Annotated in this window: 11 protein-coding genes and 1 tRNA gene; 9 read left to right on the top strand and 3 right to left on the bottom strand. The window is 39.6% G+C overall.

All coding sequences use genetic code 11. From position 1 onward, the window contains the following. Positions 1–240: 240 nt before the first annotated feature. Positions 241–313: transfer RNA gene (locus MM214_RS12145), tRNA-Phe, on the bottom strand. Between the two features lie 106 nt (positions 314–419). Between MM214_RS12145 and MM214_RS12150 the strand changes: the two genes are divergently transcribed. The 4 genes from MM214_RS12150 to MM214_RS12165 all read left to right on the top strand — a co-directional run bounded on the left by MM214_RS12150 (position 420) and on the right by MM214_RS12165 (position 5786). Further along, positions 420–1754 (top strand): 4Fe-4S dicluster domain-containing protein, encoded by a 1335-nt coding sequence (locus tag MM214_RS12150; RefSeq protein WP_241295822.1) that lies wholly within the window; start codon positions 420–422, stop codon positions 1752–1754. 239 nt (positions 1755–1993) lie between these two features. Then, positions 1994–2785 carry a (Fe-S)-binding protein gene (locus tag MM214_RS12155; RefSeq protein WP_241295824.1) on the top strand — a complete coding sequence of 264 codons (792 nt, stop codon included), beginning with the start codon at positions 1994–1996 and terminating at the stop codon, positions 2783–2785. Positions 2786–3310: 525 nt separating this feature from the next. Next, positions 3311–3802: a hypothetical protein gene (locus MM214_RS12160; protein WP_241295826.1), complete on the top strand. Its 492-nt coding sequence runs from the start codon at positions 3311–3313 to the stop codon at positions 3800–3802. 58 nt (positions 3803–3860) lie between these two features. Beyond that, positions 3861–5786 carry an OmpA family protein gene (locus MM214_RS12165; protein ID WP_241295828.1) on the top strand — a complete coding sequence of 642 codons (1926 nt, stop codon included), beginning with the start codon at positions 3861–3863 and terminating at the stop codon, positions 5784–5786. A 7-nt stretch (positions 5787–5793) separates the two neighbouring features. On the opposite strand, the gene MM214_RS12170 is transcribed toward MM214_RS12165, so the two are convergent. Both MM214_RS12170 and MM214_RS12175 read right to left on the bottom strand, forming a co-directional pair. Then, the gene (locus MM214_RS12170) at positions 5794–6414 is read right to left on the bottom strand and encodes a class I SAM-dependent methyltransferase (protein ID WP_241295830.1); all 621 of its coding nucleotides are present in this window, start codon (positions 6412–6414) and stop codon (positions 5794–5796) included. Beyond that, the gene (locus MM214_RS12175; RefSeq protein ID WP_241295832.1) at positions 6401–7312 is read right to left on the bottom strand and encodes a patatin-like phospholipase family protein; all 912 of its coding nucleotides are present in this window, start codon (positions 7310–7312) and stop codon (positions 6401–6403) included. The genes MM214_RS12170 and MM214_RS12175 overlap by 14 nt, the downstream gene beginning before the upstream one ends. A 64-nt stretch (positions 7313–7376) precedes the next feature. Here MM214_RS12175 and MM214_RS12180 point away from each other — a divergent pair, with 64 nt between their 5' ends. The 5 genes from MM214_RS12180 to MM214_RS12200 all read left to right on the top strand — a co-directional run bounded on the left by MM214_RS12180 (position 7377) and on the right by MM214_RS12200 (position 14255). Continuing rightward, positions 7377–7799, top strand: a complete 423-nt coding sequence (locus MM214_RS12180; protein ID WP_241295834.1) for a VOC family protein — start codon at positions 7377–7379, stop codon at positions 7797–7799. A gap of 147 nt (positions 7800–7946) precedes the next feature. After that, entirely contained in the window at positions 7947–8774 is an 828-nt protein-coding gene (locus MM214_RS12185) for an alpha/beta fold hydrolase (RefSeq protein WP_241295882.1), read from the top strand. Continuing rightward, positions 8774–9859 (top strand): efflux RND transporter periplasmic adaptor subunit, encoded by a 1086-nt coding sequence (locus MM214_RS12190; protein ID WP_241295836.1) that lies wholly within the window; start codon positions 8774–8776, stop codon positions 9857–9859. Before MM214_RS12185 ends, MM214_RS12190 begins: the two co-directional genes overlap by 1 nt. Before the next feature lie 5 nt (positions 9860–9864). Continuing rightward, positions 9865–12927 carry an efflux RND transporter permease subunit gene (locus MM214_RS12195; RefSeq protein ID WP_241295838.1) on the top strand — a complete coding sequence of 1021 codons (3063 nt, stop codon included), beginning with the start codon at positions 9865–9867 and terminating at the stop codon, positions 12925–12927. Beyond that, entirely contained in the window at positions 12927–14255 is a 1329-nt protein-coding gene (locus tag MM214_RS12200) for a TolC family protein (protein WP_241295840.1), read from the top strand. The genes MM214_RS12195 and MM214_RS12200 overlap by 1 nt, the downstream gene beginning before the upstream one ends. Positions 14256–14304 lie beyond the last annotated feature (49 nt).

Consider the following 14304-nt stretch of genomic DNA (forward strand, 5'->3'; position numbering starts at 1 on the left):
TTAAAATCCAACAAATATATAGCAATAGCTTAGTTAATTCACTTCTTGATTATTTTCAAATGTTAAGTGAATGGATGTGAAAATCTATTAAAGAACGGATTAAATAGAAATATAATTATTGTATGAAAAATAATGAGTCGAATATATGCTATTTGTTTGTCACCGGTGCAAATGCCAGTGAGAGCAAGAAAGAATCTTTGAGATTCGGGCATAAAAAAAGTCCCGATTTCTCGGGACTTGTGGTGATGAGTGGATTCGAACCACCGACTCACGGATTTTCAGTCCGATGCTCTACCAACTGAGCTACATCACCCTGACCGTTTAAGGTGATGCAAAGGTAGATATTTGTTCTGTTCTTGCAAATGATTCTAATAAAAAAATTACAGTAAATTTAACCAAAATATACTAATCTAATCAATATGAGCATTTTACCTCAAATAGTTTTTCTCATAATTTTTGCGATAGCAGGTTACTTTCTATACAAAAGGGTGGCTTATCTCAAGCGAAACATCCTACTGGGGAAGTCTGAAAGCAGAAATGATCAACCCGAAGCACGTTGGAAGACGATGTTGCTGGTGGCCTTAGGACAGCAGAAAATGTTCAAGAGATTGATCCCAGCTATATTGCACATCATGATTTATGTAGCTTTCATTGTGATCAACTTGGAGGTTCTGGAGTTCGTGATCGATGGTCTCACAGGTAGCCATAGGATATTTGCTCCATACCTTGGGAGCATCTATGGTCTTGCGATGAATGTATTCGAAGTTCTTGCGATAGCAGTTTTGATTTCTTGTATAGCTTTCTTGATTCGAAGAAATGTACTAAAAGTTCCTAGGCTGGTTAAGACAGAGCTTAAGGGTTGGCCAGCAATGGATGCGAATTTGATCTTAATCATTGAAATCGTTTTGATGGTTGCTATCTTGACAATGAATGCTACCGATCAGCTACTCGCTGAAAGAGGAGTAGAGGGTTATGTTCTTTTGAATGGCCTGTTTTTCAGTGATATGATGCAGCCTTTATTTGCTGGTTTGGGTGATACGACCTTGGTGGCCATAGAGAGGTTCGCATGGTGGTTTCATATTATTGGTATTTTAGCTTTTGCGATTTACGTGACTTATTCTAAGCATTTGCATATATTCTTGGCATTTCCAAATACATGGTATTCTAATCTCAAGCCAAAAGGTGAAATTGAAAATATGCCTGATGTCACCAGAGAAGTGAACATGATGCTTGGAATTCCAGTGGAAGATGCGGAGGCGCCACCTGCCGAGATCGCGAGGTTTGGTGCAAAGGATATCAATGACCTTAGCTGGGTCAATATCATGAATGCATACAGCTGCACCGAATGTGGTAGATGTACTGCCGAGTGTCCAGCAAATATCACAGGGAAGAAATTGTCTCCTCGCAAAATCATGATGGATGTACGAGATCGTGCTGAAGAAGTAGGAAAGAGCATCGATCAAGGTGGTGCAGGCCTGGGAGATGGGAAGTCTCTCTTGGGTGATTATATTACAAAGGAAGAGCTTAATGCTTGTACCTCTTGCAATGCCTGTGTCGAAGCTTGCCCTGTAAACATAGATCCATTATCCATTATAATACAGATGCGTAGGTATGTTGCTATGGAAGAATCTAGCACTCCAGCACAATGGAACGCGATGTTTCAAAACATGGAAACGAGCTTTTCCCCATGGAAATTTGCCCCAACAGATAGATTCAACTGGGCTGAGCAGCTCAAAAATGAAGAATTGAAATAATAAAATTTATAAACTGATAGGAAGAGTTAGCGGCCAAAAAGATTTGCTGCTCAATAATCAAAAGTTGAGATGTAGCTTTTCAAAAGGTAGGCGAGTCCGCCGAAGTATATTTGAATAGCTCAAAGATCATTGAATATTTGCATTGAAGCCAAGATGAATATGTAGATAGAATAAGACAATCAATACAGATCTACAATCTAATCCCGATAGCTATCGGAATACAATCTAAAATCCATACTATGTCAACATATAAAATACCAACAATGGCTGAAATGGCCGCAAATGGAGAAAGTCCTGAGATACTATTCTGGGTAGGATGTGCGGGATCATTTGATGATAGGTACAAGGCTGTCACCCAAGCATTTGTTAAGATCCTTAATAAAGTAGGTGTAAGTTTTGCAGTGCTAGGACCTGAGGAAGCATGTACAGGAGACCCTGCCAGAAGAGCTGGTAATGAGTTCCTTTTTCAAATGCAAGCTGTAGCCAATATCCAAGTGATGAATGGATACGAAGTGAAGAAAGTAGTCACAGCTTGTCCTCATTGCTTCAATACCATAAAAAACGAATATCCAGCATTGGGTGGGAATTATGAGGTGATTCACCATTCCCAATTTCTCCAACAACTCATCAATGAAGGTAAAGTAGTATTGAAAGGTGGAGGTGAATTCAAAGGTAAAAAAATCACCTTCCACGATTCTTGCTATCTGGGCAGAGCCAATAATGTGTACGAAGCACCAAGAGAAGTGATCAAAGCACTGGATGTAGAGCTGGTAGAGATGAAGCGTTGTCGAACAAAAGGATTGTGCTGTGGAGCTGGCGGAGCACAAATGTTCAAGGAACCAGAGCCAGGGAATAAAGACATCAACGTAGAGCGGACAGAAGAAGCTTTAGCTACAGGTGCTGCTGCTATTGCAGTAGGTTGCCCTTTTTGCTTGACCATGATGACCGATGGAGTCAAAAATAAAGAGCGTGAGCACGATGTCAAAGTTTATGACTTGGCAGAGATGATCGCAAAAGACATGGGGATTTAGTTGGCTTAGGTCCACGGTTGGTAATTACCCGTGGACTTAAGTTTTTTTTCCTTGAATTTTTTTATTCAAAAAGAATAATATCTATATCCAGAAAGATACCAGTAACTAAGTCGTATTTGGGGTTTTCAAGATCCAGATATTAATTGATACTGGATATTAGTTGATACTAACCCCATAGTAATCTATTATTTGTACCAAGTACCAAGTATCAAATTCTTCATCCTTCAACCCTCATCCTTCCCACTTCTTATATAGCGGAGCAAACTGTTTGTAGAAAGGGAAACAGCAACCATTATAAATAGCTCCATAGGAGCGACCTTCAGGTATTCACATTTCTTTTTTCGCAAATACACCCAAAGCTTCTAAGGCTTCGTTAATAAAAAGAACTTATTGCGTATTTTTCCGCTTTAAATATCAAGTTAAGTATGAACTGAATAAAAAACTATGTGCACCTATGTGTCTATGTGGTAAAAAAAACAAAACACATAGCCACATAGAAAACAGAAAAACAATAATATTTGAAATATGTATTTGGAATTTGATCAAATGCCAGCTCATGCTAGGGTTTGGGTGTATCAGGCAGACAGAAGGTTTACTAAAGAGGAGTTATATTGGATAGAGGAAAGGTTGACTTCATTTTGTGATCAATGGAATACACATGGCAGCATGATGCCTACTTCTTTTCAAGTGAAATTTGGGCAAGTGGTGATATTGGCTGTAGATGAATCCAAGTTGGGTGCTAGTGGATGTTCGATTGATAGCTCTGTGCGCGTAATGAGGGAGATAGAAGAAAGGTTTGAAGTCAACCTTTTGGATCAAGGGAAAGTGTCTTTTTTGGAAAATGAGGACAGCCTGGTGGTCAATTCCGTCTTTGGTATCAAAGATAAAGTAGCCAAAGGTGAATTGCATCCAGATTCTATCACTTTGAATCCTTTGGTAAAGTTGAAAGGTGATTTGGAAAATAATTGGCTTCTTCTTGCCAAAGAAAGTTGGTTAAACAAATACTTTCAAAATTAATTATTATAATTATCCTATATTTAGAAAAAAACTAAGAACATATCCGATTTTCATTGCAATGAAGCGAAGCCTCCTAGTATTCTTTTTGATTTCACTGTTGGGAATATCTTGTACAAGCCTTCCCAAAAAAGGACAGAAACAATTTGCCTCTGGTGAATACCAATATGCAATCGGTACTTTTTCAAGAATTTTAGAAAAAGATCCAGACAACAGAGATGCTAATTTTTATGTAGCGGAAAGTTATCGCTTATCCAATCGAGTAGAAAAATCATCCACATACTATGAAAAGTTGGTGGAAAATGAGCCTGAGTTTGAAAATTTGTACAGACTAGGTCTTAGTTACAAAGCTCAAGGCGAAAACGAAAAGGCGACGGAAATCTTCGAGAGGGCTAAAAGTATGACCTTAGATGATGACTATTTGAGATTAGTCAATCATGAGCTGAGCGTATTGAAAAAGGTCGGAGAGATCACAGATTATTGGCCAAATATTGAAATACAGAATTACACTTCATTGAACACCGCTGGTCCAGACTACGGCCCCGTGGCAAATGAAGGTTACCTTTATTTTGCAAGTTCTAGACAAGCTTCTGGCATCTATCCAGCCACAGGTGTGCCGTATACCAAGCTCTTCAGAGCCAAAGCAGAAGGAGTACGTGTGGATGTTCAAAATATCCAAGCCATGCCTGAGTTTCGCAATGAAGAAGGCCTAAACCAAGGAGCAATCGCGATCAGTCCAGATGGAAATACGATCATTTATGCAAGAGGAAACTCCACATCAAACAAGGACTTACCAGATGTACATCTATTTGCTTCATATTTTAGGGGTGGAGGTTTTACTCAGCCTATTTGGATGCCCTTGAATGAAGATGAGTTTTGGTGGAATAGCACACCGGCATTTAGCCCTGATGGAAATACGTTATATTTTGCTTCAAATAGACCTGGAGGTCAGGGTGGTACAGACCTGTACAAAGCCAGCAAGTTGGCAAATGGAGATTTCGGTAATCCAGTAAATCTGGGTGCTCAAATTAATACTCCAGGCAATGAAATGTTCCCAAGAGTGACAAGAGATGGTAAGATTTTCTTTGCCTCAGATGGGCATCCTGGATTGGGTAAGTTAGATCTTTTTGTAGCAGAGCCTATAGATGGAGGAGGGTATGAAGTAAAGAACCTTGGACCTAAAGTCAATTCTACAGCTGATGATTTTGGGATATTTTTCACCAACTATCCTCAAGAAGGCTTTCTTACTTCCAATAGAGATGGAGGTGCCGGAGATGATGATATTTATTCTTTTGAAGATAAAACACCAAAGCCTAAAGTTGTTAACATATTGCTTAACGTGACCACTTTGGAAAAGAAAGAGGATGGTTCTGAGGAGATTTTGCCTCAAACAAGGGTTGCATTATATGATGCCTCAAACAAAATGACGGGAGGGGATTTTACCAATCAAAATGGACGAGTAAGATTCACTTTAGCTCCAGATGCGAACTTCTCTTTGATAGCTTCCAAAACTGGATATTTTACCAAGAGCATCACTTACGACACCAGAGGTAAAACGCCTAAACAGGAGGATTTGATCCAAGATGTTACCAATATAGTTCTAGATACCACAATCGTATTGGATCTCCTCGTTCTTGATAAAGCTATCGTTTTGGAGAATATTTATTATGATCTGGACAAGGCGGATATCAGACCTGATGCTGCGGAGGAGTTGGATAAGTTGGTGACCATATTGAAAGATAATCCTACGATATCCATAGAGCTGAGCTCTCATACAGATGCCCGTGCTACGGATGCATACAACGACGCACTTTCTCAGAGAAGAGCAGAATCTGCAGTGGCTTACATGGTGTCAAAAGGTATTTCTGCTGATAGATTGGTTGCCAAGGGGTATGGTAAGCGACAGCTCATCATCAAGGATGCGAAGACAGAGGAAGAACATCAGGTAAACAGAAGGACAGAATTTAAAGTGATTGAGGTGAAATGATCGGGACTTAGTCTAGTTTTTTCCAGACGAAGACCCCCATTGCCCTTTGATCATGAATCAATACACTTTTGGGAGATTCTAGATTTCCCAAATGGTGTTTTTTGGTCAGTTTCTCGATCAAAGTAGGCGTAAGGATAAATCGCTCACTATCATCCGGAAGTAGGTACACGCCATTACCAAGTTCTGGCGAATTCGCAAGTATGCCTCCAAACCCTGTGGTCATTCTTAAGAAAAATATTCCCCCTGGTTTCAGAATACGCATCATTTCATCTATCATTTCGAAAAATTGAGCCTCACTTTTGGCGAAATGTAATACTGCTGAGCTGATCACTACATCGAAAGCTCCCTTGTGAAAAGGCATGTCTTGAACTGTAGCTACTTGAAATCTCTGTACATCGAAGGTAGGATTGATCGTTTGGGCATAGATTCTAGCCATTTGTATAGCAATGGGGTTGGAATCTACACCGAAGATTTGATAATTTTGATTTAGAAAATAGATACAATTTCTTCCTTCTCCACAACCAGCATCTAAGATTTTCATTTCTTTAGTAAATCTCCCCTTAAGTATTTGATCTAGGAGGTAAATGTCAATGTTGCCAAAAAGCTCGTTAAGTTTATTGATTTCCATTTTCAAATTCTTTAATAGCATCTTCCATTTTCTTTTTGCCTATCTCTACAAGTTCTGCTGCTCGATGAAATTCTAAAGTACCTGCCTGTGTTCTCGCGATTGACACCAGTATATCCACTTTATGCCTTTCTAGAATTACCGATGTCAGTTTGTCTTGTAAGATATCAAATGAATAATTGAGAAGTTCTAGGGAACTCATTCCTTTGTATTTTTCAACTTTAGCATCTGATTCGAAATATTTGGCAAATTTATCTTTGTAGTCTTTTACCCATTGCGGGACTTTTATTAATCTGTCTGTTTCTACTTTTGGACTAGGGGCCGTGATCACATCCATAAAGGATTCCTTAGGTCCATTGAGATCAATTGCTATGACAATTTCTCCTCTTCTTTTTTTTGGAATAAGAGATAAGGGAAGAGGGTTAAGGATTCCCCCGTCGACATATTCCCTATCCTTTATCTTAGCTGGTGTAAGTACGGTAGGTATCGAGACTGATGCCCTTATCGCATCGAAGAGCATGCCTTTATCAAAGATTTTTTCTTTTCCTTGAGGGATTTCTACAGCTGTACAATTGAATGGTATTTTCAGCTCTTCGATTTTGCAATCTTCTATCAGTTTTTTTAAGGCTAAAAAGACTTTCTCACCCTTGATAAATCCTTTAGTGGATAATGTAAAGTCCATGAGAGAGAAAACATCAATTCTATCTAGGTTACAAATCCAATCTTTGAAAGCAGGAAGAAAGCCAGTAGCATATATCCCTCCTACCAAAGCCCCAGCTGAGCTTCCTGAAATAGAAACTATCTCATAGCCGGCCTCTTCCAGAGCCTCAATGACACCAATATGTGCCATTCCTCTAGCACCACCACTTGATAGAACCAACGAGACGGTTTTTTTACCCATGATTAAAAATGATTTTGAAAGTCCACATTGATATTGGTACTTTTGGGAGATAAAGATCTTAATTATGGAGCAATTTAAACCATTTCACCTCGCTTTTCCAATAAACGATATTGAAGAGACAAGAAAGTTTTATGCAGATCTCTTGGGATGCGAGATTGGAAGGAGTACTGACAAGTGGATAGATTTCAATTTTTTTGGACATCAGCTATCAGCACATGTCAAGCCTGAAGAGTTAGCTGAAGCCAAAACTAATCAAGTGGATGGGAAATATGTGCCTGTAAGACATTTTGGTGCGATTTTGCCTTGGACGGAATGGCATGATTTGGCAGAAAAGTTAAAAGCAAACAATACTGAGTTCATTGTAGAGCCATATATCAGATTTCAGGGTGAAGTGGGTGAGCAAGCTACCATGTTTTTCTTAGATCCTGCTGGTAATGCCTTAGAGTTTAAGTCTTTTCAAGACCCTAGTCAGGTGTTTGCAAAGTAGATTTTTGAGTTAAGGTCACGAAATGCATGACAAACCACTGATGGCTTTGAGTTGCCACCTATATCTTTATTGATTTTTCTTGGGATTAAATAAATTTAATTTTGCACTTGGTAACTTTGTTTCCCTAATTGGGGTTATACCACCATGATGACCAAAAAAGAGCTACTATATTACAAAACCTATACCCAAGAAAACCATTCTGAATGGATAGTTTTTATCCATGGAGCTGGTGGCTCTTCATCGATTTGGTATAAGCAAATCAGGGAATTCAAGGAACATTATAACTTGCTACTCATTGACCTTAGAGGTCACGGCAGGTCGGCAAACTCTTTCCGTAATTTGTGGAATGAGAAATACACATTCCCTAATGTTACTAAGGATATCATTGAAGTATTAGACCATCTAAACCTGCCGCCAGCACATTTTATGGGGGTCTCATTAGGGACAATTTTAGCCAGACAACTTGCCGAAATGGAACCACATCGGGTAAAAAGCTTGATCATGGCAGGGGCAGTGACTAAGCTGAATTTTACCTCTAGGCTTCTTGTCGTATTAGGCAATACATTCAAAAGTGTTCTTCCTTACATGTGGTTATACAGGTTGTTTGCCTTTATCATCATGCCATTGAATCACCATGCTGAATCCAGAAATTTGTTTATCCGGGAGGCTAAGCGATTATGTCAAAAGGAATTCATCAGGTGGTTTAAGCTCACCAAAGATATTAATCCATTACTTCGATTTTTCAAAGAGAAAGACTTGAATATCCCCACTTTCTATGTGATGGGAGAAGAGGACATAATGTTTTTAGAGTCAGTTCGTAAAATAGTGGCAGGACATAAACAAGCCTTTTTGGAAGTGATCAAATCTTGTGGGCATGTAGTGAATGTGGAGCAACCAGAAATCTTCAATCAGTTAACCTTAAGTTGGCTAAAAAATTATAAGCAGTACAGTAAAACCTCAGTGGATATTTCCTAATGAAAAGACAAACCAAAACTATTTTGATTGTTGCAATTATAGCAGTTGTTGCAATTATTTTTATTTATCCAAGAATAGATGTGATGATGGGAAAGGAAGAGGGTAGTGCACCCGGGACACAAGCTCCGCAAGGACCTGGAAGAGCCATACCAGTCAATGTAGTTGAGGTCAAGCCCCAAAGATTGGAAAACAACCTGAGTATTACTGGCGCCATTATACCAAACGAAACAGTGAATCTGCGTTCTGAAATTTCTGGTCTTGTGGAAAGAATTACTTTCAAAGAAGGTGAGTTTGTCAAGAAGGGAACACCTTTGCTTTACCTCAATGACGATGAGTTGAAAGCACAATTTGATCGATTAGATTACACTAAGAAACTGTATGAAAGTCAGGAGAATAGACAAAAACAACTTCTAGCAAAAGAGGCGATAAGTCAGGAAGAATACGATGTGTCACTTAACCAGTTCAATACAAATTTGGCTGATTTGAGATTGGTAGAGGCACAGTTGAACAAGACGATAATTAGAGCTCCCTTTGATGGTGTCTTGGGTTTGAGGCAGATTTCTGAAGGATCTGTAATAGGTACTACTGATGTGATAGCGAGCATTGTGAATATAGATCCCATAAAAATTGAGTTTTCAATTCCTGAAAGATATTCCAACCAAGTAAAACTTGGATCTAAAATCATCTTTTCAAATGATGGAAGTGGAGTGGAAAGAGAAGGGACTGTTTACGCTTATGAACCTACCATAGATGCTGCTACCCGAACTTTGAGATTGAGAGCAGAAAGTCAGAACAAAGACAGGGTTTTTCTTCCAGGCATGTTTGTGAGAATTAGATATACACTTGGCATTGAAGAAAATGCCTTGCTTGTACCTGCTGAGTCTGTCATACCTGAGCTCAGTGGATACAAAGTATACATAGCAAATGCTGAAAATCAAGCCGAAGAGCGTATTGTCAGTATAGGGACAAGGACGGAGAGTCAAGTACATATCGTCGATGGCCTCAAAGAAGGTGATTTGGTACTGACTACAGGGATCTTGCAAGTAAGAACGGGTTCACCACTTGAGGTTACCAAAACCAAATAAATTGAATGGCAAGTTTATCAACCATAAGTATTAGAAGGCCTGTACTGGCCATAGTGATGTCCCTGACAATTCTTTTGTTTGGAATTATAGGGATTAGTTTTTTGGGTGTAAGGGAGTTTCCAAGTGTAGATCCCCCTGTGATCAATGTAAGGACAGCTTATGTGGGTGCCAACGCGGACGTAATAGAAGCACAGATCACTGAGCCACTTGAAGAGGCAATCAATGGTATAGCAGGAATCAAATCCCTGACCTCTACTTCCAATGATGGGACCAGTAATATTGTCGTTGAATTCGATGTGGGAGGTGACTTGGAGGCGGCAGCCAACGACGTAAGAGACAAAGTAGCTGGAGCCCAGCGAAACTTACCTCCTGATGCAGATCCTCCGGTGGTTTCAAAAGCAGATTCTGATTCTCAGCCTATTGTATTCTTGAATGTACAAAGTAACAAGAGAAACTTGCTGGAGCTTTCGGATTTGGCAAACAATGTTTTCAAAGAAAGATTGCAGACCATACCGGGAGTAAGTACAGTTCAGATTTGGGGAGAAAAGCAATATGCGATTCGTCTGCGAATGGATCCTTTGAGGATGGCATCTTATGGTGTCACTCCTGTGGATGTATTGAATAAGGTACAGAGTGAAAACGTAGAGTTGCCTTCTGGAAGAATAGAAGGGTCAGCTATCGAACTTTCTGTGCGAACCAAAAGTAGACTTAGTACTCCTCAAGAATTTAATGACCTCATCATCAAAGAGGATCAAAATAATATCGTGAGGTTTCAAGATGTGGGTAAGGCAGAGCTAGCAGCTTTGAATGAGCGTACTGTGCTCAAGCGGGATGGTATTCCTATGGTAGGCGTGGTGCTTATTCCATTGCCTGGGTCCAATAATATTGAGATTGTAGATGAATTCTACAGAAGACTAGAGTTTATAGAAAAAGACCTTCCAGAAGATGTATCCTTGGATATAGGATTTGATTCTACGAGCTTTATACGCTCCTCTATTTCTGAAGTTCAAGAGACAATTATCACTGCATTTTTTCTGGTGGTACTGATTATCTTCCTATTCTTGAGGGATTGGAGGACTACTTTCATCCCTGTATTGACTATCCCGATTTCCTTGATTGGCGTGTTTTTCTTGATGTACTTGATGGATTTTTCAATCAATGTATTGACGCTTTTAGGTATTGTACTCTCCATTGGTCTGGTAGTGGATGATGCTATCGTGGTTCTAGAAAATATCTATTCCAGGATAGAAAAGGGTGAAAATCCTGATAAAGCAGCAGAAAAGGGTGCTGAGGAGATTTTCTTTGCAGTCATCGCTACGACTGTGGCTCTCGCAGCAGTATTTCTGCCCGTGATTTTCTTGACGGGGACCACTGGACGATTGTTTAGGGAATTTGGAGTGGTGGTAGCTGGAGCAGTGATCATTTCTTCTTTTGTAGCATTGACTATGACTCCCATGCTAAGCTCGAAGCTCCTCAAGCGTAGAGATAAACAAAACTGGATTCATAGAAAGACAGAGCCTATTTTTGTATGGCTTAATGACAAATACTTCTACTTGCTTCAGGGTTTTATGAAAGCCAAGTGGGTAGCATTTATTGTAATTATTTTAACAGGATTAGGTATCTATGGACTATTTAATATTATTCCTACAGAGCTTTCACCCATAGAGGATAGGGGAGAAATGAGAATCAACCTCAGTGGCCCAGAAGGAGCTACCTTTGAGTACATGGACAGGGTTTTGGATGAGATGACCAAAGAGTTCCAGTCTTCTTTATCAGAGGAAGAATTGTCTGGAACCATATCAGTCACTTCTCCTGGCTTCGGTACTGCAAGTACGAATTCTGGTTTCCTTAGACTTATACTTTCAGATGCTGCAGATCGTACGAGAAGTCAGCAAGAGATCTATGATGAGGTGAATCAAAAACTTCAAAAATTCACAGCCGTAAGGGCTTTTGCTACACAACCTCCATCTATAGGTGATCGTAGAGCAGGCCTTCCTGTACAGTATGTTTTGCAAGCACCCACGTTGGATAAGTTGAAAGAAGTGATTCCAGAGTTTATGAGTAAAGCCAATCAAAGCAGTGTTTTTAGTTTCACAGATATTAATTTGAAATTCACAAAGCCTGAAATTGAGGTAGAAATCGATAGAGAAAAGGCTAGGAACATTGGAGTATCGGTACAAGAAATCGCTAGGACGTTGCAACTGTCCTATTCAGGTCAGCGCTTTGCTTATTTTATCATGAATGGTAAGCAATACCAAGTGGTGGGAGAGATGCAGCTTAGGGATCGAAATGAGCCAATCAATCTTAGAACGCTCTATGTGAGAGCTGAAAATGGGAGTTTGGTGCAATTGGACAATTTGGTAAGAATCAACGAGAGAAGCACACCTCCGCAATTGTATAGGTTCAATAGATTTGTCAGTGCCACAGTCTCTGCTAATTTGGCGCCAGGTTATACAATCGGTACTGGTTTAGAAGAAATGGATAGAATTGCAGCAGAAGTATTGGATGAATCTTTCAGTACAGATGTTGCGGGCTTGTCCAAAGAATATAGAGAAAGTTCAAACAGCTTGATTTTCGCCTTCATTTTTGCATTGGTATTGATTTACTTAGTCCTGTCTGCGCAGTTTGAGAGCTTCTTAGATCCATTGACTATCATGTTTACTGTGCCTTTGGCACTATTTGGAGCTTTGGCATCTTTATGGTTGTTTGATTTTACTTTAAATATATTCAGTCAGATTGGTATCATTATGTTGATAGGCTTGGTGACCAAAAATGGTATTTTGATAGTAGAATTTGCCAACCAAAGAAAGGCGCAAGGGCTTTCAGTAGAAGAAGCGATCTTGGATGCTTCAAGTGCGAGGTTTAGACCTATCTTGATGACGAGTTTGTCTACTATATTGGGAATACTCCCTATTGCTTTGGCACTAGGAGCCGGATCAGAAGGAAGGGTGCCTATGGGCGTAGCGGTTGTAGGTGGCTTGGTTTTCTCTACGATACTCACCTTATTCATCATCCCAGCGATATATACATACCTTACATCAAAACAAGGAAGATTAGCGAGAGTGTAATGAAAAGAAATATATTTATACTCCTGTTGCTTATACAGGGGACTTTTATAGCAAATGCACAAGAAGAACAGCTTAATTTGGAAAAAGCCATTATGATTGGCTTGGAGAAAAATTTTGATGTGAAGATTGCTATCAACAACGTGTTACTCGCCAATTACGACAAGAAGATTGGGTTTGGAACTGCTTTTATGCCTCAGGTAGATGCTATTTATGCACTGAATTTTAGTGTGGAAGATGTAGAGCAGCAATTTGTCAATTCTCCAGAGGCAAATCAGATCAGGGGTGCTGAATCCGATACCGAAAACTTCACGGTAACTGCCATATATGGCTTCAATCCAGAAGCTGTAGTGACCATGAGAAGACTAGGCAAGCTAGCAGAAATCAGTGAACTAGATTCCAAAGTGGCTGTGGAGAATACTGTGGCTGCGATATCTACGGCATACTACAGACTTGTACTTGAGCTTCAAAGACAAAAAGTGCTGGAGAAGACATTAGAGTTTTCGAAAAACAGGTTGGATATTGCTGAGGCGCGTTATGAACTTGGTGGGGCAGGTCGTAGGGATTTTCTAACAGCTCAAGTTGATTACAATTCTGATCTTTCTCTTCGTGTAAATCAGGATCAAGTGATCAAAGCCGCTAGGATCAATCTCAACGAACTATTAGGAATAGGGCCAGAAAAGGATTTTTTTGTCAGGGATACTATCGTAATTTCAGATCAGTTGAGGCTGGAGGATTTGGTAGAGAATGCCTACATGCACAATAAGCAGTTCCTAGTAGCGCAAAGGCAGGAGAATGTAGCTTTTCTTCAATTGAGAGAAGCGCAATTGCAACGCCTCCCATCTGTGAATTTGAGTGGTGCATATGTCAATAATACCTTAAACTCAGAAGCTGGGTTTCTATTGAAAAACCAAAGAGAAGGATTCAACCTTGGAGGGAATCTCTCTTTGAATCTATTCAATGGGTTTGTCCTTAATAGGAGAATTCAAAGTGCCAAAGTCCAGCGATATAATGCAGAGCTTGCTATGCAGCAGTTCGAGATTCAAATGACTTCTGATATTTACAGGGCTTATAATGCCTACCAAATCAGTAATCAACTGCTAGATATAGAAGAGAAAAACTATGAAGTAGCGGTAGAAAATGCTGAAATTGCATTGGAACGATTTAGGCTTGGGATTGCAAATTACCTAGAATTCAGAGACGCTCAAGTGAACCTTTTGACAGCAGAGGATCGACTGATTTCGTCTTTGTACAATATCAAGGAAAGTGAGATAGAGTTGTTGAGATTGTCAGGAAAGATTTATTTTCAAAATGCAGATGAGCGATTTTAATACTTGACTATAGCGGTTTTAGTTTAAGAAATTCTTTTGCCCCTTTGAT

Origin of the sequence: Belliella kenyensis, assembly GCF_022549675.1 — a bacterium.
Classification (GTDB): domain Bacteria; phylum Bacteroidota; class Bacteroidia; order Cytophagales; family Cyclobacteriaceae; genus Belliella; species Belliella kenyensis.

Excerpts from the sequence above, each read along its gene's own strand:
- MM214_RS12180 (WP_241295834.1), top strand. The coding sequence starts at position 7,377 with ATGGAGCAATTTAAACCATTTCACCTCGCTTTTCCAATAAACGATATT.
- MM214_RS12185 (WP_241295882.1), top strand. The coding sequence starts at position 7,947 with ATGACCAAAAAAGAGCTACTATATTACAAAACCTATACCCAAGAAAAC.
- MM214_RS12165 (WP_241295828.1), top strand. The coding sequence starts at position 3,861 with ATGAAGCGAAGCCTCCTAGTATTCTTTTTGATTTCACTGTTGGGAATA.
- MM214_RS12160 (WP_241295826.1), top strand. The coding sequence starts at position 3,311 with ATGTATTTGGAATTTGATCAAATGCCAGCTCATGCTAGGGTTTGGGTG.
- MM214_RS12195 (WP_241295838.1), top strand. The coding sequence starts at position 9,865 with ATGGCAAGTTTATCAACCATAAGTATTAGAAGGCCTGTACTGGCCATA.
- MM214_RS12150 (WP_241295822.1), top strand. The coding sequence starts at position 420 with ATGAGCATTTTACCTCAAATAGTTTTTCTCATAATTTTTGCGATAGCA.
- MM214_RS12155 (WP_241295824.1), top strand. The coding sequence starts at position 1,994 with ATGTCAACATATAAAATACCAACAATGGCTGAAATGGCCGCAAATGGA.
- MM214_RS12175 (WP_241295832.1), bottom strand. The coding sequence starts at position 7,312 with ATGGGTAAAAAAACCGTCTCGTTGGTTCTATCAAGTGGTGGTGCTAGA.
- MM214_RS12190 (WP_241295836.1), top strand. The coding sequence starts at position 8,774 with ATGAAAAGACAAACCAAAACTATTTTGATTGTTGCAATTATAGCAGTT.
- MM214_RS12170 (WP_241295830.1), bottom strand. The coding sequence starts at position 6,414 with ATGGAAATCAATAAACTTAACGAGCTTTTTGGCAACATTGACATTTAC.
- MM214_RS12200 (WP_241295840.1), top strand. The coding sequence starts at position 12,927 with ATGAAAAGAAATATATTTATACTCCTGTTGCTTATACAGGGGACTTTT.